The organism is Fluviicola sp. (genome assembly GCF_039596395.1).
GTDB lineage: Bacteria > Bacteroidota > Bacteroidia > Flavobacteriales_D > Crocinitomicaceae > Fluviicola.
In genome coordinates this window covers 288,583-309,213 of sequence record NZ_JBCNJT010000004.1, presented here as the reverse complement: position 1 = coordinate 309,213, position 20,631 = coordinate 288,583, and the positions used below count along the sequence as shown (strand labels likewise).

The 20,631-nt window shown below is 43.2% G+C and carries 22 protein-coding genes; 9 read left to right on the top strand and 13 right to left on the bottom strand.

Annotation, left to right across the window (positions count from 1 at the left end):
* Positions 1–47: 47 nt before the first annotated feature.
* From ABDW02_RS18975 to ABDW02_RS18955, 5 genes are all read right to left on the bottom strand, one after another.
* Positions 48–779: a Bax inhibitor-1/YccA family protein gene (locus ABDW02_RS18975; protein WP_343637429.1), complete on the bottom strand. Its 732-nt coding sequence runs from the start codon at positions 777–779 to the stop codon at positions 48–50.
* 144 nt (positions 780–923) lie between these two features.
* Positions 924–2,828 carry a DUF3857 domain-containing protein gene (locus tag ABDW02_RS18970; RefSeq protein ID WP_343637428.1) on the bottom strand — a complete coding sequence of 635 codons (1,905 nt, stop codon included), beginning with the start codon at positions 2,826–2,828 and terminating at the stop codon, positions 924–926.
* Positions 2,825–4,492 (bottom strand): hypothetical protein, encoded by a 1,668-nt coding sequence (locus tag ABDW02_RS18965; RefSeq protein ID WP_343637427.1) that lies wholly within the window; start codon positions 4,490–4,492, stop codon positions 2,825–2,827. The genes ABDW02_RS18970 and ABDW02_RS18965 overlap by 4 nt, the downstream gene beginning before the upstream one ends.
* Positions 4,493–4,526: 34 nt before the next feature.
* Positions 4,527–5,117 (bottom strand): GTP cyclohydrolase I FolE, encoded by a 591-nt coding sequence (gene folE, locus ABDW02_RS18960; protein WP_343637425.1) that lies wholly within the window; start codon positions 5,115–5,117, stop codon positions 4,527–4,529.
* Positions 5,118–5,221: 104 nt separating this feature from the next.
* Complete coding sequence (locus tag ABDW02_RS18955; RefSeq protein WP_343637423.1) at positions 5,222–5,653, bottom strand: 6-carboxytetrahydropterin synthase; 432 nt, start codon at positions 5,651–5,653, stop codon at positions 5,222–5,224.
* A gap of 150 nt (positions 5,654–5,803) precedes the next feature.
* On the opposite strand from ABDW02_RS18955, the gene rfaD reads away from it, so the two are divergent.
* From rfaD to ABDW02_RS18940, 3 genes are all read left to right on the top strand, one after another.
* Positions 5,804–6,769 carry an ADP-glyceromanno-heptose 6-epimerase gene (gene rfaD, locus ABDW02_RS18950; protein WP_343637421.1) on the top strand — a complete coding sequence of 322 codons (966 nt, stop codon included), beginning with the start codon at positions 5,804–5,806 and terminating at the stop codon, positions 6,767–6,769.
* Positions 6,770–6,906: 137 nt separating this feature from the next.
* Positions 6,907–7,290: a VOC family protein gene (locus ABDW02_RS18945; protein WP_343637419.1), complete on the top strand. Its 384-nt coding sequence runs from the start codon at positions 6,907–6,909 to the stop codon at positions 7,288–7,290.
* A 154-nt stretch (positions 7,291–7,444) separates the two neighbouring features.
* Positions 7,445–8,428, top strand: coding sequence for a T9SS type A sorting domain-containing protein (locus ABDW02_RS18940; protein WP_343637417.1), 984 nt, complete (start codon positions 7,445–7,447; stop codon positions 8,426–8,428).
* Between the two features lie 48 nt (positions 8,429–8,476).
* Here the strand turns inward: ABDW02_RS18940 and ABDW02_RS18935 are convergent, their stop codons facing one another.
* A complete protein-coding gene (locus ABDW02_RS18935) occupies positions 8,477–8,920 on the bottom strand; it encodes a hypothetical protein (RefSeq protein WP_343637415.1) in 444 nt (147 codons plus the stop codon).
* Positions 8,921–9,138: 218 nt separating this feature from the next.
* On the opposite strand from ABDW02_RS18935, the gene ABDW02_RS18930 reads away from it, so the two are divergent.
* The 5 genes from ABDW02_RS18930 (at position 9,139) to ABDW02_RS18910 (ending at position 14,061) form a co-directional block, all read left to right on the top strand.
* Complete coding sequence (locus ABDW02_RS18930; protein WP_343637413.1) at positions 9,139–10,881, top strand: histidine kinase dimerization/phosphoacceptor domain -containing protein; 1,743 nt, start codon at positions 9,139–9,141, stop codon at positions 10,879–10,881.
* The gene (locus ABDW02_RS18925) at positions 10,878–11,612 is read left to right on the top strand and encodes a LytTR family transcriptional regulator DNA-binding domain-containing protein (protein ID WP_343637411.1); all 735 of its coding nucleotides are present in this window, start codon (positions 10,878–10,880) and stop codon (positions 11,610–11,612) included. Before ABDW02_RS18930 ends, ABDW02_RS18925 begins: the two co-directional genes overlap by 4 nt.
* A 48-nt stretch (positions 11,613–11,660) precedes the next feature.
* Positions 11,661–12,170, top strand: coding sequence for an SRPBCC family protein (locus ABDW02_RS18920; protein WP_343637409.1), 510 nt, complete (start codon positions 11,661–11,663; stop codon positions 12,168–12,170).
* A gap of 218 nt (positions 12,171–12,388) precedes the next feature.
* Complete coding sequence (locus ABDW02_RS18915; RefSeq protein WP_343637407.1) at positions 12,389–12,955, top strand: hypothetical protein; 567 nt, start codon at positions 12,389–12,391, stop codon at positions 12,953–12,955.
* A gap of 53 nt (positions 12,956–13,008) precedes the next feature.
* On the top strand, positions 13,009–14,061 hold the full coding sequence (locus tag ABDW02_RS18910) for a TlpA disulfide reductase family protein (protein ID WP_343637405.1): 1,053 nt from the start codon (positions 13,009–13,011) through the stop codon (positions 14,059–14,061).
* A gap of 8 nt (positions 14,062–14,069) precedes the next feature.
* Here ABDW02_RS18910 and ABDW02_RS18905 read toward each other — a convergent pair whose 3' ends face one another.
* From ABDW02_RS18905 to rpsF, 5 genes are all read right to left on the bottom strand, one after another.
* Positions 14,070–14,585 carry a YciI family protein gene (locus tag ABDW02_RS18905; RefSeq protein WP_343637403.1) on the bottom strand — a complete coding sequence of 172 codons (516 nt, stop codon included), beginning with the start codon at positions 14,583–14,585 and terminating at the stop codon, positions 14,070–14,072.
* Positions 14,572–15,042 carry a peroxiredoxin gene (locus ABDW02_RS18900; RefSeq protein WP_343637401.1) on the bottom strand — a complete coding sequence of 157 codons (471 nt, stop codon included), beginning with the start codon at positions 15,040–15,042 and terminating at the stop codon, positions 14,572–14,574. The genes ABDW02_RS18905 and ABDW02_RS18900 overlap by 14 nt, the downstream gene beginning before the upstream one ends.
* A 243-nt stretch (positions 15,043–15,285) precedes the next feature.
* Positions 15,286–15,732, bottom strand: coding sequence for a 50S ribosomal protein L9 (gene rplI, locus ABDW02_RS18895; RefSeq protein WP_343637399.1), 447 nt, complete (start codon positions 15,730–15,732; stop codon positions 15,286–15,288).
* A 31-nt stretch (positions 15,733–15,763) separates the two neighbouring features.
* Complete coding sequence (rpsR, locus tag ABDW02_RS18890) at positions 15,764–16,027, bottom strand: 30S ribosomal protein S18 (RefSeq protein WP_309280419.1); 264 nt, start codon at positions 16,025–16,027, stop codon at positions 15,764–15,766.
* Between the two features lie 27 nt (positions 16,028–16,054).
* Entirely contained in the window at positions 16,055–16,402 is a 348-nt protein-coding gene (gene rpsF / locus ABDW02_RS18885) for a 30S ribosomal protein S6 (RefSeq protein ID WP_144333872.1), read from the bottom strand.
* Positions 16,403–16,746: 344 nt separating this feature from the next.
* On the opposite strand from rpsF, the gene ABDW02_RS18880 reads away from it, so the two are divergent.
* Positions 16,747–19,518 carry a bifunctional aconitate hydratase 2/2-methylisocitrate dehydratase gene (locus tag ABDW02_RS18880; RefSeq protein WP_343637392.1) on the top strand — a complete coding sequence of 924 codons (2,772 nt, stop codon included), beginning with the start codon at positions 16,747–16,749 and terminating at the stop codon, positions 19,516–19,518.
* 70 nt (positions 19,519–19,588) lie between these two features.
* Here ABDW02_RS18880 and ABDW02_RS18875 read toward each other — a convergent pair whose 3' ends face one another.
* Both ABDW02_RS18875 and ABDW02_RS18870 read right to left on the bottom strand, forming a co-directional pair.
* The gene (locus ABDW02_RS18875) at positions 19,589–20,218 is read right to left on the bottom strand and encodes an HXXEE domain-containing protein (RefSeq protein ID WP_343637390.1); all 630 of its coding nucleotides are present in this window, start codon (positions 20,216–20,218) and stop codon (positions 19,589–19,591) included.
* A gap of 8 nt (positions 20,219–20,226) precedes the next feature.
* A complete protein-coding gene (locus ABDW02_RS18870; protein ID WP_343637388.1) occupies positions 20,227–20,613 on the bottom strand; it encodes a hypothetical protein in 387 nt (128 codons plus the stop codon).
* Positions 20,614–20,631 lie beyond the last annotated feature (18 nt).

Genomic DNA, 20,631 nt, shown 5'->3' with positions numbered 1-20,631 from the left:
TATTTCAAATTTAGCAGGTTTTAACTTAAAGAATGTTATGCTTAAAATCAGTCTCTGCTTCCGAATAAACGAAGCAATGAAAGGAATAAATTCACGAATAAAACGTAAAGGGTAAATCCTCCCAACAGGGCCAATTTGTTTTTGTTGTCGGCTGAAAGTTCGGAGTCATGTGCATACTTCTTTAACTGCTGCATGTGATAGGCTGTTAAACCGGTGAACACAATTACGCCGATGATGGAGATCAGGTATCCGAAACTGTCACTTTTCAAAAAGAAGTTAACGATGGAAGCGATAAACATCCCGATGAAAGCCATGGACAAAAGAGAGCCCATTTTAGTCAGGTCGACTTTCGTTGTATATCCCATAATTGCCATCACTGCAAAAGTTCCTGCGGTAACCCCGAAAGTTACTGCAATCGATGCCATGGAGTATACCACGAAAATGGTCGAAAGCGAAAACCCGATCAGGATGCTGTAAAGCGCAAATAATCCGAATAATAAAGGGAAGGATAAGCGATTAATCATCGTTTGCATCAGTAAAGCAACACCTATCGGTGAAAAGACTACGACATAGAAAAGCGGGGATAATTTAGCGCCACCCTGCGGAGTTGCAGTAATGAAGTATTTCCCGATGAATTCAACAGTTCCGTATTGGTAAGCAATAGCACCCGATACGATCAATGCGAAGAACATAAATCCGTAAACCTTTGCGAAGAATTGTCTTGCTGCTGCTTGTTTTTCAGCTGTATCAAAGCTGTAATCGTCTATGATTTGATTCATTTTTGTTGGTATTAGAAAGTTTAAATTTAATAAAAAAGGTTGAATGGGTCAAAAGGTTCAAAAGTTCAAAAGGTTCAAAAGGTTCAAGTACAAAAGTTCAAAAAGTTTCAACGCTTTAAACTTTGGAACTTGTTGAACTTTGTTTTATCCTTCCATAATAATCCATTTCTTGATCACGATGTTTGCCCATTCCTTTACCAGGTCCTGGTACTCGCCGCTTTCGGTTTCATTGGAAAGGATGCGTTTTTCCAGTTTGATCTCATAGTTGATCTTGATCTTATTGGGATCGGTTTGAACGATCTCTGTTTTCACCGTTCCAACGGAATTCGATTTCACCACCGTCGTTACTTTGTCGGCTATTTTGATCGGGTTGGGAGATTCGATGTAGATGGAATATTTTTGTTGTTTGCTGAACGGAATGATGCTGTAATCTGCCAGGGGCTCTAATTTTTCTCCCTGGAAGAAAATGAAATTCGGGATCAGTTTTTCGGCATTGAAGGAATACAGGTTGTCATCGAAGTTTGAAAAATAAGTACTCACGGTGTCTTCCTGTTTGAAGTTCACAGGATACGGATACACGTATTTCACTTCGCTTGGTTTCAAGATCGTGTCGCAAACATTCATGTTTTTAAAGAAACGCGCGGTAGCCGGATTCCGGAACAGTACCGAATGCTGTCCGCTGAACGAATCCCTGCGGTTGATACTGATCGTGCTGTCCGAAAGGTGATTGGTTTTTAACACAATGGTTGCCGTGTGCTTGTTGTTGTTTAAATCACTTTGCGGAAGCAGCACGGCGCTGGTTGATACTTTTCCTTTTTCCTCGCTGGTAAATAAGATGGATTGGTTCCCTTCGCACGGAGCAGGAATTTCATCCAGGTAATAGAAGCGGCTTTTGCCGGTCGGACCAAACAGGAAATGTTCGTCTCCTCCGAGGTTTTCGATCACCAGGTACCGGTAATCCAATTGGTAAAGCGCCACAAACCCGTGCTCAAAGACGCCTTCGTTCAGTCCTCTCGTAAATCCGACATGGTATTTCAGCTTGCTTTCTTCCAGGTATTGCTGGATCAGGCGGAAAAAGATCTTCTGGTCCATGATTCTTTTTTTGTACGAATCAACTGCCTTGATGCTTTCGGGCATATTCTCATCTTCGTTCCAGGCAAAATCCGTTTCAAAAAAGTGAATGATCCGGTTCAGGTTTTCAAGCGGCCCCAGATTCTTGTCCAAAATTGCTTCGGCATTCAGGGTAACGGTAAAATCCTTAAACCCGGTATTGACGTGGTAACGGTCGTAATCTCCCGAATGAATGAGTTCATACGTGAAGGTTTCGTTCGGAAGCCAAAGCGTATAAGCCACTTTGGAAGCATTAGCCGGGTGCGCGGAAAATTCATTTTGGGAATTCTTTTTCACGCCCTGGATATTCCAGTAAAAAGTAGGGGATGTGCCTTTGTCCTTCACCACGTAATTACTCAGGTTTTTGGATGGATAAACCGTGAGTTCGTAATTACTGAAGTTGCGCAGGGAAAGACGCGAGTTTAAGGAATACAGGTCGTCTTCCAGGTAAATGCAATGCGAAAGGCTGTAGCTTTTGTAATCGATCTGGTACACGACGTCAATGACATCGCCGACTTCCAGGTTCGGGAAAATGAACTGGATGCGCTTGTAGTATTCGGACTCGTACTTGTTCTTGTTGTCGATGAATGTTTCCTTGATGTTCTCATCGGTCAATTCCTTGATCGAATTATCGGCTTTGATGATGCGGGCTTTCTTGAGGGTAATTCGCCCGTTGTTGAACTGGAACAAATCGTGATTGATGAAATCTTCGACCCCTTTTTTGGAAAGCAGTTTGATGCGCTTGAAGTAAACGACAGACGTTTCGTAATCCATCATAAAGTCGACCGTAATGCGGTTTTCAAAATAAATCGCGTCCTCGGATTTCAGGGAATCGGGGATAGCCGGATTTGAAAATTCGGGCCAGACGTATTTGTCCCCGGCAAAGCTCAGGTTGTTAAATGCCAGTAGCAATAAAGTGGCTAAAAGAATGTGCTTCATGGTTGATATGTTGCAGGTTTAAGAATATAAGTTTTCCAATAATTGACCAATGCGCCTTTGCTTCCGGAATTTTCCTTCGTGAGGTGCATGTGGAATTTCGTTTGTGTAGTTGCTGTTTCCAGATCAATGCCTTTCCCGGTATCAAAACCCGGTTTGAATTTCAGGTGATTGAATGAGAAGTGAAAATCCGCATCGAAACGCGCACTGTCGCCGTTGTAAACCACGTGCATCAGTTTCGTCATTTCGGGCAGGCACTTCAGATCGATGTACTGGTTGTCATTCACCACATTGTAGTAAGAAGCCGGAAGTGTACTCGAAACATAGATCGAAGTCTGGTGTTTGTCGGTAAACGAACTGTCGATCTGGTGTGCATACGGGATCAGGTAATCGACAACCTTTTTCATCGTGGAGGAATTGTCGGTGTATTTGTATAGGTGTGCAAAGATCAGCGCGAATTTTTCCCGGAAGTTCATTTTCAACCGGTATGCCGGCTGATTGGAAGCATTGAGGTAGAACTCGTAATCGAAAGACAGGTTCGGCTGGAACAGCAAAGTACCCGGAACGTTTTGATATGCGTCTGTTTTCTTTTGGAGCAGGAAAGCTTCCGTTCCCAGGATCTGAAGGCTCGGATCTCCGAACAGGCATTGTTTTTCCGTACCGTCGAGGTAAATGATTCGGTTTTCCCAAACCAGCGAAACAATCATGTGGTTAGCCATGGCAATGGAAGGAAAATCGTAAACATCTTTTTTGATGGATGTTTTTGAAACGGTCAGGTACGATTCAAAACCGAAAAACTGAAGCATCTGGTGCAAAAGCATGGCCATGTCCTTGCAGTCGCCGTATTTGTTGATGATGGTTTGATTGGCTTTCCGGGGAATGAGTGCGTTCAACCCGTTTTCGATATCCAGGTAAACGATGTTTTCCTGTACGTACTCGTAACAAGCCTGCGCAAGTTCCAATGATTTTCCTTTTTTGGAAAGCGTCATAATATTTTCCGGAAGATAACCGGGATTGATGGAGCCGTGATCTTCGATTTTCTGCTCAAACCATTCGTTGAAATACGCATTGGGTTCCGCGCCTTTCGGGTGCACCAAAAAGTAGATACGTTCTTCATCCGGAAGAAAATCCTGGCTGGCAATCACAAAATGCCCGGACTTCTTTTCTGCCCGATGCCGGAACGAAGCCTCCATATTATCCGGAAGTGTGATTTCGTAGAAGAAATCATCAGCATCATTGATCCCGTCTTTGTAGATATCCGTCAGGAACATGAGTTCGGTAGCTGAGGTTTGATATTCAAACTTGAACAGGCAATTCGGGGGAATGGAGAAGCTGTATGTTCTCAGTCCGTTGAAAACAGAGCTCCAGTTGATGGTAGAAACCGTGAGATTGGACTCAAACTTGATTTTTTGGGGCCTGCCGTTGATGGTGAACGTTCCTTGTTTTGACAGCAGGCTTTCCGTTTCACTGATCGAAAAATAGAATGTTTGGTCGGTGCCCGTTTCGTTGGAACCTTCGAAATAATTCGTGGTTTGGTAAGTTCCGCCGGCCTGGACCACCACAATGGTTTTTTCCAGCGAAAATTTCAATCCTTCCGAACCATAAGCTATTGCACCGGCAAAAAATGAAGCCAGCAAAGCAATTAAAAAGGTGGTTTTTTTGATCATGCAGTGTAGTGAGTTTTAGTGTTATCTCTTTGATTTAATGCAATTTTGCCTGCACTAAATTAATAAACTCTTTTCGGGTAGAATCGTTACTCAGGAATAATCCTGTAAATGCGCTGGAAGTTGTTACGGAATTTTGTTTCTGTACGCCACGCATCTGCATACACATGTGCTGGCATTCCAAAACAACAGCTACCCCTTTCGGTTTCAGAGTTTCCTGGATACAATCGCGGATTTCGATCGTCAAGCGCTCCTGTACCTGCAACCTGCGGCTGAACGCATCCACTACGCGCGGAATTTTGCTCAGGCCTACAATTGTTCCGTTGGGGATATAGGCAATGTGTGCTTTCCCGAAGAAAGGCAGCATGTGGTGTTCGCACATGGAATATACCTCGATGTCTTTCACGATCACCATTTCGGAATATTCTTCGTGGAACAAAGCGCTTTTGAGAATTTCTTCCGGTTTGATATCGTAGCCCTGTGTCAGGAATTGCAAAGCTTTTGCTACGCGTTCGGGAGTTTTCAATAAGCCTTCACGCTGCGGGTCTTCCCCGATTTGAGAAAGAATGGTTCTGTAAATGCCGGAAATGTTTTCAGTTGTGTCGTCGTTGTAATGAAATTCGCTCATGAGTCTATGTGAAATGTAATATGTGAAATGTAAAAAGGAGATAAGTGTGAAATGAAGATGGATAAGGACCACATTTTACATTTAACTTTTTACATTTTAATTAGTTAAAAGGGTTCTTTCCCGCCGAAGTATTCTACGAAATTGTTCTCGGTTTCTACGAGTTTGATTTTGCAAAGCTGGCCGCCGGCTTCTCTGATCGGGGAATCGATGATTTTCCAGATTTCAATAGCCAGGTTTTCCGTGGAAGCGAGTTTTCCTGCCAGGAAAGGCACATCGAGGTTCAGGTTTTTATGGTCCAGTTGCTCGATCACCAATTCCTTGATGATTACACTCAGGTCTTTGAGATTGATCACGAAACCTGTTTCCGGGTTGGGTTCGCCTTTTACCGTTACAAATAGTTCGAAGTTGTGTCCATGCCAGTTTTTGTTGCTGCACTTTCCGAATACTTCTTCATTTTTTTCATCAGACCATTCTTCGCGCCACAATTTGTGCGCAGCATTGAAATGTTCTCGTCGTGTTATGTATACTGTTTCCAAGTCTTGAAAAATAGGGTACAAAGATAGCGGATTGATGTGAGAAGTTAAACATCCGGGGAGAATTATCAATTATTAATTATCAGGAGGAAAAACTTCATTCTTGATAATTAAACCGCTGATAATTGATAATTTTGTTTAAAATTAAGGAAGATGATCGTCATTACAGGAGCAGCAGGATTTATCGGAAGTTGCATCGTTGGGACCCTGAATAGCAAGGGAATTAATAATTTGATCCTGGTGGACGATTTCTCCAAAACGGAAAAAGCGGCCAATCTCGATGGAAAACTGTTTGTTGCCATGGTTCAGCGTGCTGATTTCGATCAGTGGATGCAGGAGTTCGGTGATGAGGTAACTTGCGTGTTGCACATCGGTGCGCGTACGGATACGACTGAATTTGACAAAGCCATTTTTGACGAATTGAATGTGGACTATTCCAAAATGGTTTGGAACCATTGTGTGAAGTATCAAATTCCGTTGGTATATGCAAGTTCGGCAGCGACTTACGGTTTGGGAGAATTGGGCTACGACGACGACGAATCGAAAATGCCGCTGTTGCAGCCTTTGAATCCTTACGGCTGGTCGAAACAATGGTTTGATATGTGGGCGCTGGAGCAAACAGAAACACCGCCGCATTGGTACGGATTGAAATTCTTCAATGTTTACGGGCCCAACGAATACCACAAGGCGCGTATGGCTTCGGTGATTTTCCATACGTTTAACCAGGTGAAAGCACACGGCTCCATGAAATTGTTCCGTTCGCACAACCCCAATTATACGGATGGCGGCCAGATGCGCGATTTCGTATACGTGAAGGATTTGGTTTCGGTGATCGAGTTTTTGATGAAAGGAACCGCGAAGTCGGGGATCTACAATTTAGGTTCCGGAAAAGCACGTACTTTCCTGGATTTGGCAGAAAATACGTTCAGAGCATTGGGCAAAGAACCGAATATCTCTTTTATCGACACTCCGGAAGATATCCGCGATAAATACCAGTATTTCACCGAAGCAAATATGCAGAAACTGATCGGCCAGGGATATGATGTTCCCTTTCATTCACTGGAGGAAGGAATCGAGGATTACGTGAAGAACTATTTGATGGAAGGGAAATACATCTGATCAGGAAGAAATTTTCCGGATTCAAAATTCAAAATAAATTTCTTGAACCATTTGAACCATTTGAACCATTTGAACCATTTGAACCATTTTCTGCCTTAATAATTGTATTTTGGAACTTTAAAACAGATCTTTTAGCAGTGCTTAAATCCATTCATCACATTGCCATTATTTGTTCGGACTACGAGAGGTCCAAACGGTTTTACACGGAAGTACTTGGTTTCGAAATCCTGGCGGAAAATTACCGCGAAGACCGGAAATCGTATAAACTGGACCTTATCCTGAACGGAGTTTACTGCGTGGAACTGTTTTCATTCCCGGATCCACCGAAAAGAATTTCGCGTCCCGAAGCCCTCGGATTAAGGCATTTGGCTTTTTCGGTTGACCATGTGGACAATTGTGTCACCGAATTACTCCTGAAAGGCGTGATCTGCGAACCGGTGCGCATCGATGAATTCACCGGGAAACGCTTTACTTTTTTCGAAGACCCGGACGGATTACCGATCGAGTTGGTGGAACTTTAATCCGCTTCTTGTCAGGAATTCTAACGGGAAGCAAAAAAGCAGTTCATTTTTTAAAAAAGGAGCCTGTTCGGTTTTTTTTAGCATAAAAGTAACAGTTTCCAAACGCCGGAAGTCTGGCTAAATAGCTAGTTTTGCAGCCTGAAGAAAAACTACAATGAAATTTATTATTCTTGCGTTAAGCGGCATCTTGTCTTGTCAGGTGTATGCCCAATCTATTGCCAACGGAAACTTCAATTCGGGAACAGCTTCCTGGGGATGTAACCCTGAAACAAATGCCGAATCCGTTTACGGAGGTTCGTCCAATACAAATGTAGTAGCAGAAGTTGATGCCGTGGCCGGCCTTTGCCAGACCATCACCGGGTTAACGGTCGGAGCTTTATACCGCGTTACTTTCCTGTGTTCCCGCAGAACCAGTTGTGGCCCAACTGTTCAAAGCATGACCGTAACAATTAGCGGAGGGGCAGCTTCCAAAAATATTTCGAGAAACGGAACGGCTTTTTCCCTGGTTACCGAATTTGTGGATTTTGTACCGACAGCCACTGTGCACACGCTTACTTTTACCGGTACAACCACCGAAACATGTAACCTGCTTGTAGATAATGTCCAGCTTGTTCTTGTTTCTGCCCTTCCGGTGGAACTTAGTTCATTTACAGCAAATTGTTCTGGCGGTTCCGGGCTTTTAAACTGGACTACCGAAAGCGAATCCCGCACGGATCATTTTACCATTGAAAGTTCAGCCGATGGCCTTTCCTGGAAGGAAGAAGCACAAGTGAAGGCACAATTCAGTTCCCAGACACGGACCGATTATTCGTACCGGGTTGATAATCCGCTCAGCGGAACAAGTTATTACCGCTTGCTTTTAACAGATGTAGACGGAACAGAAGAAATGCTCTCCGTTGCAAGCCTGACGTGTGAAAATGACGAAGTAACACTCTACCCGAATCCGGCAAAAGGGTTACTGACCGTGAATGCTTCCGCAAATGATTTTGCAGGAGTGTTTGACGCTTCGGGAAGATCGGTTTCAGCAGATGTACAAATCTTAAACAAAAAACAGTTCCAGGTAGATCTTTCCGGTTATGGAGCAGGATTGTATTTTCTGCAGATCAGCGATCACAGGTATAAAATCGTGAAGGAATAGGAATTTTTCCGCAAATCCGGCGGTTCGGGCCTGCTTTAAATCGCCGGATCAGATATTATCCGGGATAATAAAAAGAAGTTCCGCATAAATAATCTCTTTCCCGATCATCGTTTCTTCGACCTGGTAGAAAGCAATACTGGTTTGTCCGGAAACGGGCTCATATTCCAACTCGTCTAAAATAAAAGGTTCCTGCATGCGCCCGGGAGAATTTACTTCCATACTTCCCAAAAACTGGTAGGTAACGATGTAGGATTGTTTGCCTTTATCCTGAACCAGCTTCAGAAAGGTGTCTTTTTTGTAATCAATGCCGAGTTTATGCAGCAGGTCTTTGATTTCGGGAGTAAAGATCTCGTCGTAATACTTGAAAAAGGAACGGAACTCCTGTACGTGGTATTCCGAGTAACCACACAGGGTGTTCGAATAGATTTTCCGGGTTAATTTACTCGGGACTTCGAACACCCAATGTTTAAACGTTATTGTTTCTGTAAACATCATCTTCGATTACAGGTTGATTTGATGGTTAATTTGTTTTCTTACTGGTATGGCAGCTTGCAACAGAAGCAAATTGCCCGGGGAAATAAGGGGAATGGTTCATTGATTCTTCATACACAGTTTTGCGCTGCGAAAGTCGGGAACGGGTGGTGAGTACTCAAAAAAAAAGGGTGTTTACCGGATATTTTCGAGTAAATGATGTTAAATTTGGTGTGAAGATGTTCCGAAGTCTCCTCCTCCTGAGTATTGGCTTAACGGCCAACTGTATTTTTGCCCAAAAGAATACGGAGAGGATAGATTCGCTTAATTTCAAAGCAGAAGAATTGTATGCCAATGACGTGGAAAAATCCATCGCCGTCAGCACCCGGGCATTGAAACTGTCAAAAGAATCTGATTATCAGTCCGGAGAGGCCTTTGCGTACATGAATCTGGCTGTTGCCAATGACATCAAGGGGAATTCTGCCGTTGCCACTTCTTATTTTCACAAAGCCATCCGTTTATTCAAACTGGAAAAGAACGAGGAGAATTTGTCCTATTGCTATTCCCAGCTTGGTGTGTGTTATTTTTCCCAGTACCAATATGAGAATGCCGATTTCTATTACCGGAAAGCCATTGAACTCTGTAAAAAGAACGGCTTTGAAATTGATCTGGCGGATGCATTGGTGAACCAGGGAATCACTTTTACTTATCAGAACAAACCCAAAGCAGCGAAAAAGAATTTCCTGGAAGCCATTGGGATCTACAACCGGAAAAACTACCCGGAAGGTTTGGGGGCAGCTTATAATTCACTGGCCAAGATCTATTACGACGAAGGAGATTTGCACAAGGCCATTGCTTATTTCGAAAAGTCTGCGGCAAATTTCAAAACCTACCGCAGCGATTTCAACCTGATTTCTGCCTATAACGGAACAGCGAACTGCTACCTTGATCTGAAAGATTATCAAAAAGCCGAGGAATACGCGCTCAAAAGCCTGGAATTGTCAAAGGCAACAGGGGCAAAGGAACGGGAAGTATTTGTTCATGAAACTTTGTCGCGGATTTATTCCGGTTTGGGAGAATACCAAAAAGCTTACGAAAGCCTGAATGAGTATACCGTTTTGAGCGACACGATCTTTACGCAGGAAAAAAGCGACGCCCTGGCAGAAATGCAGGCGCGTTTTGAGGTCAAGGACCTGAAGCTGAAACAACGGGCCGAAGAAGAACAGCATTGGTGGCAGATGGTCATTTTACTGATTATTATTTTTATTGTGTTGCTGGTGTCCGTGCTGTTGTTTTTCCTGTTCCGGAATAAAAAACGGATCAATGTACTGCTGGAGCAAAAGTACATCATGACACAGGCCAACCTGGAACAAAAGGAATTCATGATGGGCGAAGTGCATCACCGGGTAAAGAACAACCTGCAGATCATTTCCGCAATTTTGGACTTACAGTCGCGGGAATTGAAAGATCCGGAATCGATTAAACTCATTGATGCGAGCATGAACCGGATCAATGCCATTTCCATGATCCACCAGAAATTGTACCAGTCTGAAAATATCCGTGCGGTGCAGATCGGGCCTTATTTGGCAGAATTGGTAAACGACCTGGTTACGCATTTCAAGAAAGAGGTGAATAAAGAAATTTTCCTGAATTCGGAGTGTGACAACCTGAGCCTGGACATCGAAACAGCATTGCCCATCGGTTTGATCGTGGCGGAATTGGTGATGAATTCCTGCAAGTATGCATTCGATAAACAGGAAAACCCACAGATCGGCCTGTCCTTGAAATTGCGCGACAAGAAACTCTTCCTGGTTGTTGCGGATAATGGCAACGGGAAATCGAATATCACGGAAGGAACGCATTTCGGTGCGAAACTCATCCGTTCCATGGCGCGGAAATTACAGGCAACAATCAACGAAACCAGCAGCGAAAGAGGCTTGAAAACAGAATTAGTAATAACGAAATACAACGTATTGTCATGACGAAGCCGAGGATTTTTATTGTAGAGGACGAACCGATCATTGCAGCATTCCTGGAGCAGTGTTTGAAGGACGAAGGTTATGAAAGCCTGGGAATAGCCGACAGTTTCGATGAAGCGAAAACACAAATGGTACATCTCAAACCGGATTTAATCCTACTGGATATCAACCTGAGCAATGGTCCGGATGGTGTGGACCTGGCGCATTTTGTGAACCAGCAAATTGGCAAGCCTTTCCTGTTCGTGACTTCCAATACCGATTCGCAGACGCTGGAACGGGTGAAACTGACGAACCCAAGCGGATTTGTCATGAAACCGTTCAAGAAAATCGACCTGGTAACTCAAATTGAACTGGCCTGGCATGCTTACCAGGTGCGAACCAGCAATATGCAGGTGGATTTTACGAACTCTGTTTTGGCGAATACGCATTTCTTCATCAAAGACAAGCAAAAGCTGGTAAAACTGGCCTATTCCGATATCACCTATGCGGAGGCTTGTGACAATTACTCGATTCTTCACACCAAAGATGCGAAGTTCGTGGTAAGTTACAGCTTGAAACACGTGGAAGCGAAATTGCCGGTACAGGAATTCCTGCGGGTACATCGCACTTACATGGTCAACATCAGCCAGATCTCGCAGATTAATCCCAAATCACTGCTGCTGATTGACGGGAAGGAAATTCCGGTGAGTGAGGCCCATCGTTCCGAATTGTTAAAGCGTGTGAATCTTTTTTGAAACCAGCAGGGACTTTTCTACATTTAGTTGAAAGCAAAATTCAACGGGATGTATCAGCTAAAAAGAACACAATTCATCAATACCGATCTTCAAACCTGTTGGAAATATTTTTCCGCGCCGGGTAATCTGCATGTCATTACACCTGATTACGTCGATTTCAGGGTTCACACTCCGGTTCCGGAAAACATGTACGAAGGATTGATTATTCGTTACACCATTCGCCCCATTTTGGGAATTCCGCTGACCTGGATCAGTGAGATCAAAACCATCAAAGAAGAACTTTATTTCATAGACGAACAGCGGAGAGGCCCGTATGCCATGTGGCACCACGAACACCATTTCAAGGAAGTGGAAGGAGGTGTGGAAATGACCGATCTGATTTCCTATCGTATGCCATTCGGTTTCATCGGCAAGTTTTTTCATTGGCTGTTCATCCGCAAACAACTGGAAGACATCTTTGCTTACCGCATCAAGAAAGTAGACGAATTGTTCAATACAAGCACTCACGTAGATTCTGCATTGAATCCACTGGCGATGCACAAGGTTTCGAGGTTTTAAGGACGACTCCGCAATAGAACCAATTACGCAAATTTGTGTGATATTGTTAGCATTAGGGGTTTTAAATCCCGGGTTTGAAACTTTTTAGTTACGAAAGTGTAACCAATTCATTTTTTATGGTTATCATTGTGCTTATTCACATAGATGGCCATTATTCACGATTAAGTCAGTTAGCAAATCTCTGCTGTATAAAGAGACTTCAATTTAAAATCAGAAAAATGAAAAAGTTGATTTTTGTAACGGTATTTCTATCAATACCATTAGCGGCTCTTATTGTTTTCTCATGCGCCAAGGAAAAAATAAACCCTGCGGTTAAAACCGAAAAAACGAAGCCTGAAACACCCATTGAGAAAGCAAATACATGTAGTTGTTTTATCAGTGGTTTTTGGGGAAGTTGTGGAGTGACATGCCCAATCAAGCACGGTGTTTGTCTTGCAAGTTGTGTTAGAATCAAGGTTGGCCCTTTTGGAATATTTGGCAGTATGACCTCCTGTACATGCGGAGGAGCCGGGGCCGGTGGATTGGTCATTTCCGAAGGAACTTATTTTGATGATGTGAATCTCGTAAACCTTGAAAATGTTTGCTTGATACTTAAATCCCATGTTGGTTTTGAAGGCTTGTCTTTAAAACTGGAAGCCTTGATTCAAGCGATAAAGAATAATGATCCGGGTTTGATTCCCATTGCTCAGGAATTTTTTGATGGATTAGCAGGATTGTCTCAGGAGCAGGTTCATACAATTAATCCGGAATTGCGTCCGTTGGTTGATGCTTGCGGAAGAGAATAACCCATTTAAAAGGCGTATAAATCCATTATGCGCCTTTCCAAAAATTAACTGGTATGAAGTTTTGTGCTATTCTACTCACTTGTTTGATAACAATATGGTCTTTCCATTCCTGCAGCGATGCCGGAAAAAAGCGTGAATTCAAATTTTATTTGGTGAATCTGACTACGAAAGACACGCTGTTTAAAACGCGTTTTGACAAAGGGGAAGTATTGAAATTTAAGTGTCCGGAAGACGTGAAACAGCAGGTGCTGGTGGCTTCTGTACTTTGGAAGAATAGCCAGATCAATGCAGTTGTTCCGGTTAAACCGGGAGCTTTGAATAATTACCTGGTAAATATCGGAACATTGAAAAACGGGAATCATCAGCAACGACTTATTCACTTTTCAGGGAATCACTACTTGAATGATTATGAACAGTTTTTAACACGGATTGCCCGGTCGGAAAAAGATACAAGTGTGCTGGTGAATGCTTTTGTAGAAAATCTGGCCGATTTTTCAAAAAAGTATCCCAAAAGTGAACTGACCGGTTATCACATTCACAGCATCCTCACTACTTCGTCTGAAGAAAGTTTCACCACGCATCTGAATAACCGTAACAGAGTTCTTTGGCAAACTTTGCTGGATAAAGCCGACGATTCATTTGCGAAAGAGTTGAAGCGCATGCAGAAAGCAAATGAATTGGGGAATTGCATTCAAAGTGATCCGGGTAAACTTGTTTTTCAAAGTAAAACCTCATCCATTGATCCTGCCGTTCTGGAAGATAATTTGAAAGTTGTTATTTTCTGGGCTACCTGGTGCGGGCCCTGTAAACCTCAAATGAAGCAATTGGCAGCACTGAACCAAAAAAAGTATTTGAATGAACCTGTTTTGTTTGTAGGAGTTACTTCGGAATCAGATCCCCAATTGGTGTTTTCCTGGATAAAACAAAATGAACAGAAATACAAAGGACTGATTTTGTTTCACGACAGCCACTTTTGCATGAGTACCAATTATGCGATTTCCCAATACCCGACAATCCTCATTTTTGACAAACAGGACAAGCTCATTCAAAAAGGAGTTAAAATAGACGAAGTTGAAAGCCTGATAGATTCGTTATTGAAAAAGTAAATCGGGTCTTAAATCTCCTTCTTCGAAATCGTTTTATGGATCTCGGCAGATTTGATCAGGGCGGCAGAACCATACCACGGATGCATTTCCATCACCAGTCGCCCGGCCTGGATTGCAGGATCTGTTTTCGTCAATGCTTCTGCTTCTTCAACGGTTTCCACGTCGAAAATGTAGATTCCGCGCAGGTCGGTGTCGTCCATGAACGGGCCGGCTACAACCAGTTTGCGTTGTTCTGCCAGTTTCCCGATATTGGCCATGTGAGCACGCTGCAAACGCTGCACTTCTTCGGGGCTTTGATTTTGGTTCGGCCCTTTCTTCAGGAAAGCCATCACGTAATGCTTCATCCCGTAATCGTCAGCTTGCAGTTCCGTTGCCAATGCCTGGTCGAAATCACCTGCCACACTTTTTTCAGTTCCGGGTTCAATCTGTGGTTCGGAGCACGTTTTCTCTTCTTCGCGTGAACACGAAGTCATCAACAAACCTGCGCAAAAAGCAGTTAAGAACAGGAAATTAAGCTTCTTCATGAAGGATGGATTTTACGGCATTAATAGATTCTTCGATGTGTCCGGCGGCATTCGTCAGTGAATTGTAAATGTAGCGCACAATTCCTTTTTTGTCGATGATATATGTGACCCTTCCCGGGATCAGCCCGAAGAGATTCGTAGGGACATCAAACAGCTTCCGAACAGTTTTACCGGTGTCGGCAAGCAAGATAAAGCTCAGGCGGTTCTTTTCAGCGAATTTCGCGTGTCTTTTAGCGGTATCACTCGAAATCCCGATTACTTCACAGCCCAGGTCCTTGAAATCTTCGTAGCTGTCGCGAAAGGAGCAGGCTTCGGCGGTACATCCCGGGGTTCCGTCCTTCGGGTAGAAATAAAGCACAATGATTTTTTTTCCGAGAACCGATTGAATATCGAAAGATTGGTCGTTCTGATCCTTTAATGTAAATGCGGGGCATTTGTCTCCTACTGCTATTGCCATGACTTTGTAATTAGTAAAACAAAGATGCGAAAATTAACACGAAAATTAACCACGAGGAGCACGAAGCACACGAGGTAATGTTATAACAAATGAATAGTTCTTCCCGAATATTGCTTTGTGGTCTTCCATGGGAGCGGTATAAAAGTAACCTGGTGCTCTTTGTGTACCTCGTGGTCTATATGAACAAAAAAATCCCGCTAATCAATGACCAACGGGATTTCTAAATATGGAGTCGGAAAAAGATTATTCTCCTACAACTTCAAATTTGAATACAGGCTTCACACCTTTGTGTAAGTTTGCTTCAGCTTCGAACGTTCCAACTTCTTTGATTGGCTCGTCTTTAATTTTCAAAGCTTTACGGTCGATGTCAAATCCTGCAGCTTTCAATGCTTCAGACAATTGAACCGTGTTAACTGAACCGAAGATCTTACCGTTTTCACCCACTTTCGTGCTGATTTTCACAGTAACTTCAGACAATTTAGCTGCAATTGCTTCTGCCTCAGCAACAATTTTAGACTCTTTGTGAGAGCGTTGCTTCATCATATCCTCGTGCGCTTTTTTCGCAGAAGGAGTAGCCAAAGAAGCGTAACCCTGAGGGATCAGGAAGTTACGTCCGTAACCTGGCTTCACAGTTACAACTTCGTCCTTGTAACCTAATTTATCGATATTTTTCTTAAGAATTACTTCCATGATTTCTTGTCTTTAAAATTAAACGGTAAGACTATTTCAACATATCGCCAACGTAAGGCAAGATAGCCAGGTGACGAGCACGTTTGATAGCTTTATTAACTCTCTTCTGGTATTTAGCAGAAGTTCCGGTAATACGGCGAGGAAGAATTTTTCCCTGCTCGTTCACCAAACGCAACAAGAAGTTAGCGTCTTTGAAATCGATGAATTTAATTCCGCTTTTTTTGAAACGGCAGTATTTATCTTTTTTGATCTCGATGTTGATCGGAGTCAAATAGCGAATATCGTTTTGTGACATGTCCTTAAAATTTAATGGGATTAATAATTAAGCTTCAACCGGAGCTCCGCTCATTTTTTTGCGACGTTTCTCAGCGTAAGCAACATGGTCCTTATCCATTTTCACAGTTAAGAATCGCATGATGCGCTCGTCACGTTTCATAGCCAATTCCAACTCAGCGATTACTGAACCTTCAGCATCGAATTGGAATAAGAAATAGAAACCAGTTGATTTCTTTTGGATCGGGTAAGCCAATTTTTTAAGGCCCCAGCTCTCAGAATGCGTTAATTTACCACCCATGGCAGCCAAATCGCTTTCGTACTTTTGCACTGCTTCCTTTGCCTGGTCTTCAGACAAAACGGGAGTAAGAATGAAAACAGTTTCGTAAGAATTCATAATTAAACTTATTTGTTATTTATACTAAATTACCGCCAAGACACACTTAGCGGGGTGCAAAGGTAGGAATAAAATCTTTATAACAAGCATGATTTTAAGAATGTTGCTCGTTTTTGCTCTTAATCCAGGCTTTGCGGAAAGGAAAATACCATTAGTTGAATGCTCCCATTTTGCAATCCGCAATTCGAAATTAGCTATTCGCAATTAATTTAGAACCAATCTGAATTAATTAGGAATGATAGCTTCCCGCTTTCTTTGTGTTTCAGGTTCCATTGCTTTTGACTAAATTCGCGCGTCGAACAACTCGAAAAAAACAACAACTTTCAAAAGCTAGAATTCCTTTTATGAATACCTATCAAGAATACCTTCAGGAAATTGAAGAGAGAAAAGCGCAGGGGCTTCACCCGAAACCGATCGATGGTGCTGAATTATTAAGCGAGATTATTGCTCAGATCAAAGATGTCAATAATGCGTATCGCGAAGATTCACTGAAGTTTTTTATTTACAACACCTTGCCGGGAACTACGAGTGCTGCCGGTGTAAAAGCGGAATTTTTAAAGGAAATCATCCTTGGAGAAGCAACGGTGAATGAAATTACGCCGGTTTTTGGGTTTGAATTGTTGTCACACATGAAAGGTGGTCCTTCCATCGAAGTGTTGCTTGATCTGGCACTTGGAAATGACCCTGCTATCGCGAAACAGGCTGCGGATGTTCTGAAAACGCAGGTTTTCCTGTATGATGCAGATATCGACCGTTTGAAAGAAGCGTTCAAGGAAGGAAATGCCATTGCATTGGAAATTTTGGAAAGTTATACAAGAGCTGAGTTCTTCACAAAACTTCCGGAAGTTGCCGAAGAAATTAAAGTTGTAACGTTCATCGCCGGTGAAGGAGATATTTCTACCGATTTACTTTCTCCGGGTAACCAGGCTCACTCGCGTTCAGACCGTGAATTGCACGGGAAATGCATGATCACTCCGGAAGCGCAGGACCAGATTAAAATGCTTCAAACCCAGCACCCGGATGCAAGCGTGATGCTGATCGCTGAAAAAGGAACAATGGGTGTTGGTTCTTCCCGTATGTCGGGGGTGAACAACGTAGCATTGTGGACAGGTAAACAAGCTAGTCCGTATGTGCCGTTCGTGAATTTCGCTCCGATCGTGGGAGGAACAAACGGGATCTCCCCGATTTTCTTAACCACAGTGGATGTAACCGGAGGTATCGGGTTGGATTTGAAAAACTGGGTGAAGAAAACAGACGCGGAAGGAAACGTTATCCGCAATGAGAACGACGAGCCGGTTTTGGAGCAGGTGTATTCCGTAGCTACGGGAACGGTTTTGACCATTAATACAAAAACCAAGAAATTATACCACGGCGACCAGGAACTGATTGATATTTCAAAGGCATTTACGCCACAGAAAATGGAGTTCATCAGAGCCGGAGGATCTTACGCGATCGTTTTCGGTAAGAAACTACAGACATTGGCAGCGAAGATCCTTGAAATAGAAGCTCCGGTAGTTTTCGCTCCGTCCAAAGAAGTTTCCGTGGAAGGACAAGGATTGACGGCAGTTGAGAAGATCTTCAACAAAAATGCAGTAGGGATTTCCCCGGGGAAAGTATTGCACGCAGGTTCTGACGTACGTGTAGAAGTAAACATCGTAGGTTCGCAGGATACAACCGGTTTGATGACTGCACAGGAATTGGAATCCATGGCTGCAACGGTTATTTCCCCGATTGTGGACGGTGCTTACCAGTCAGGATGTCACACGGCTTCTGTTTGGGACAAAAAAGCGCAGGCAAACATCCCGAAACTGATGAAGTTCATGAACGATTTCGGTTTGATTACCGCTCGCGACCCGAAAGGTGTTTACCATTCCATGACGGATGTAATCCACAAAGTATTGAACGATATTACGGTAGACGAGTGGGCGATCATCATAGGTGGTGATTCACACACACGTATGTCGAAAGGAGTTGCGTTCGGTGCCGACTCAGGTACGGTTGCTTTGGCGCTTGCTACCGGTGAAGCTTCCATGCCGATCCCGGAATCCGTGAAAGTAACCTTCAAAGGAACCATGGAAGAATACATGGATTTCCGCGATGTGGTTCACGCAACGCAAGCCCAGATGCTTCACCAATTCGGTGGCGAGAATGTATTCCAGGGACGCGTTATTGAAGTTCACATCGGGACACTGACTGCTGACCAGGCATTTACGTTTACAGACTGGACGGCAGAAATGAAAGCGAAAGCTTCGATCTGTATTTCGGAAGACGATACGTTGATCGAATCACTGGAAATTGCGAAAAGCCGTATCCAGATCATGATCGACAAAGGAATGGACAATGCAAGACAAGTACTTCAGGGCTTGATCAACAGAGCCGATAAGCGTATTGCAGAGATCAAATCAGGAGAAGTACCGGCTTTGACACCGGATGCCAATGCGAAATATTACGCAGAAGTAGTGGTTGATCTGGACCAGATCGCAGAGCCGATGATTGCTGACCCGGATGTAAACAACGCAGACGTTTCCAAACGATACACACATGATACGATTCGTCCGTTGTCATTCTATGGCGGAGATAAAAAAGTAGATCTTGGATTCATCGGTTCGTGCATGGTACACAAGGGCGATATGAAAATCCTGGCGCAAATGCTGAAAAACGTAGAAGCACAAAACGGGAAAGTGGAATTCAAAGCTCCGTTGGTTGTTGCTCCTCCGACATACAATATCGTAGACGAATTGAAAGCAGAAGGCGACTGGGAAGTATTGCAGAAATACTCCGGATTCGAGTTCAACGACAACGCTCCAAAAGGCGAAGCACGTACGAAATACGAAAACATGTTATACCTGGAGCGTCCGGGATGTAACCTGTGTATGGGTAACCAGGAAAAAGCTGAAAAAGGAGATACGGTAATGGCAACATCCACGCGTTTGTTCCAGGGCCGTGTAGTAGAAGACTCCGAAGGTAAAAAAGGAGAATCGTTGCTTTCATCCACGCCGGTTGTAGTGCTTTCTACAATCTTGGGTAGAACGCCATCCATCGAAGAATACAAAAAGGCTGTTGAGGGAATTAACTTAACGAAGTTTGCTCCATCTCACAAGCTGTTGGCGAATTAAGAAAAGAATAAATAATAATTGGAAGCCCCGTCCACTGAGTCCCGAATTTTCGGGAAAGTGCGGGGCTTTTTCACTTCCTGTCCCTTTGCAGCAAATTCCGCTGTTCGAAAACGTAAGGCGTATTTTTGTCTGCAAACCAGGTAATCATTTTCAGAATACCAACAACGTTTAAAACAATACCCAGCGGAATGCCGATCACTAAGTCGGTGAGTGTAATCAAATGATTGGCCTGAACAATTTTAAAAAAGAAGAACAGGCAAGGAGCAAAAAACAACCAACTGGTGGCTAAGCCTGCATTGTAAACCGTTTTTCCCTTCCAATTAAAAACAATCGTATGGGCGATGATGTTTCCCGCTGAGACCAACAGCGTTGCAATGCCCAGCCAGATTGCTTTCTCAGCCAGAATTGCTGCCAATAAGTAAACAATCCAGCCAACAAATACATTCACGTACAAAGCAGTATTGGTGTTCAGAGGATAACGATCAGGCAATACACTGTTGTACATGACTTTATTGATCATTCCCGGAAAAGTCCTAACAATCCGGTATTCCTCCAATTGATGCAAGAAGAGCGAAATGAGGCTGCACCACATTAGCCACTGGTAACCTGTCAATGAATACCGGTTGATGTACAAGCCAATACCAACGATCAGAGCTAAAGCACCTCCCAGGTCATACCAATGTTTGCGGAAGAAATTCATATTAAAAGTCAGATAACGCCATCTTCAAAAATAAAGGTATCTATGTTTTGATAGTAATAATTGAAAACTGAATTGCAATTTAACAGGTAATAAGGTATTTCATTGTACTTACCGACAAATAATGCGAATTCTTGTCTGAGAAAAAGAGTTGTATTTATATTGATTACTTCTTGCAGAATGAAGTCTTCTAAATGCTGAGGGGTTGGATTACTAGACAGAAAATCTTTCAGTCGGTTAAGTTTGTATTTAAATAATTCAGTCAGCCATTCTGTTTTTTCCGGTCGGGGAGCTTTTAATCCTGTTTTATCTAGCCCGCCACCAAATTCCCAATCGGTAAAATGATAGTGCCTGCTAAGTGTCCAGTCAATTTTTTGTATTGCAAGTTGGATTTTCATGGATGTAATGGATGAAAA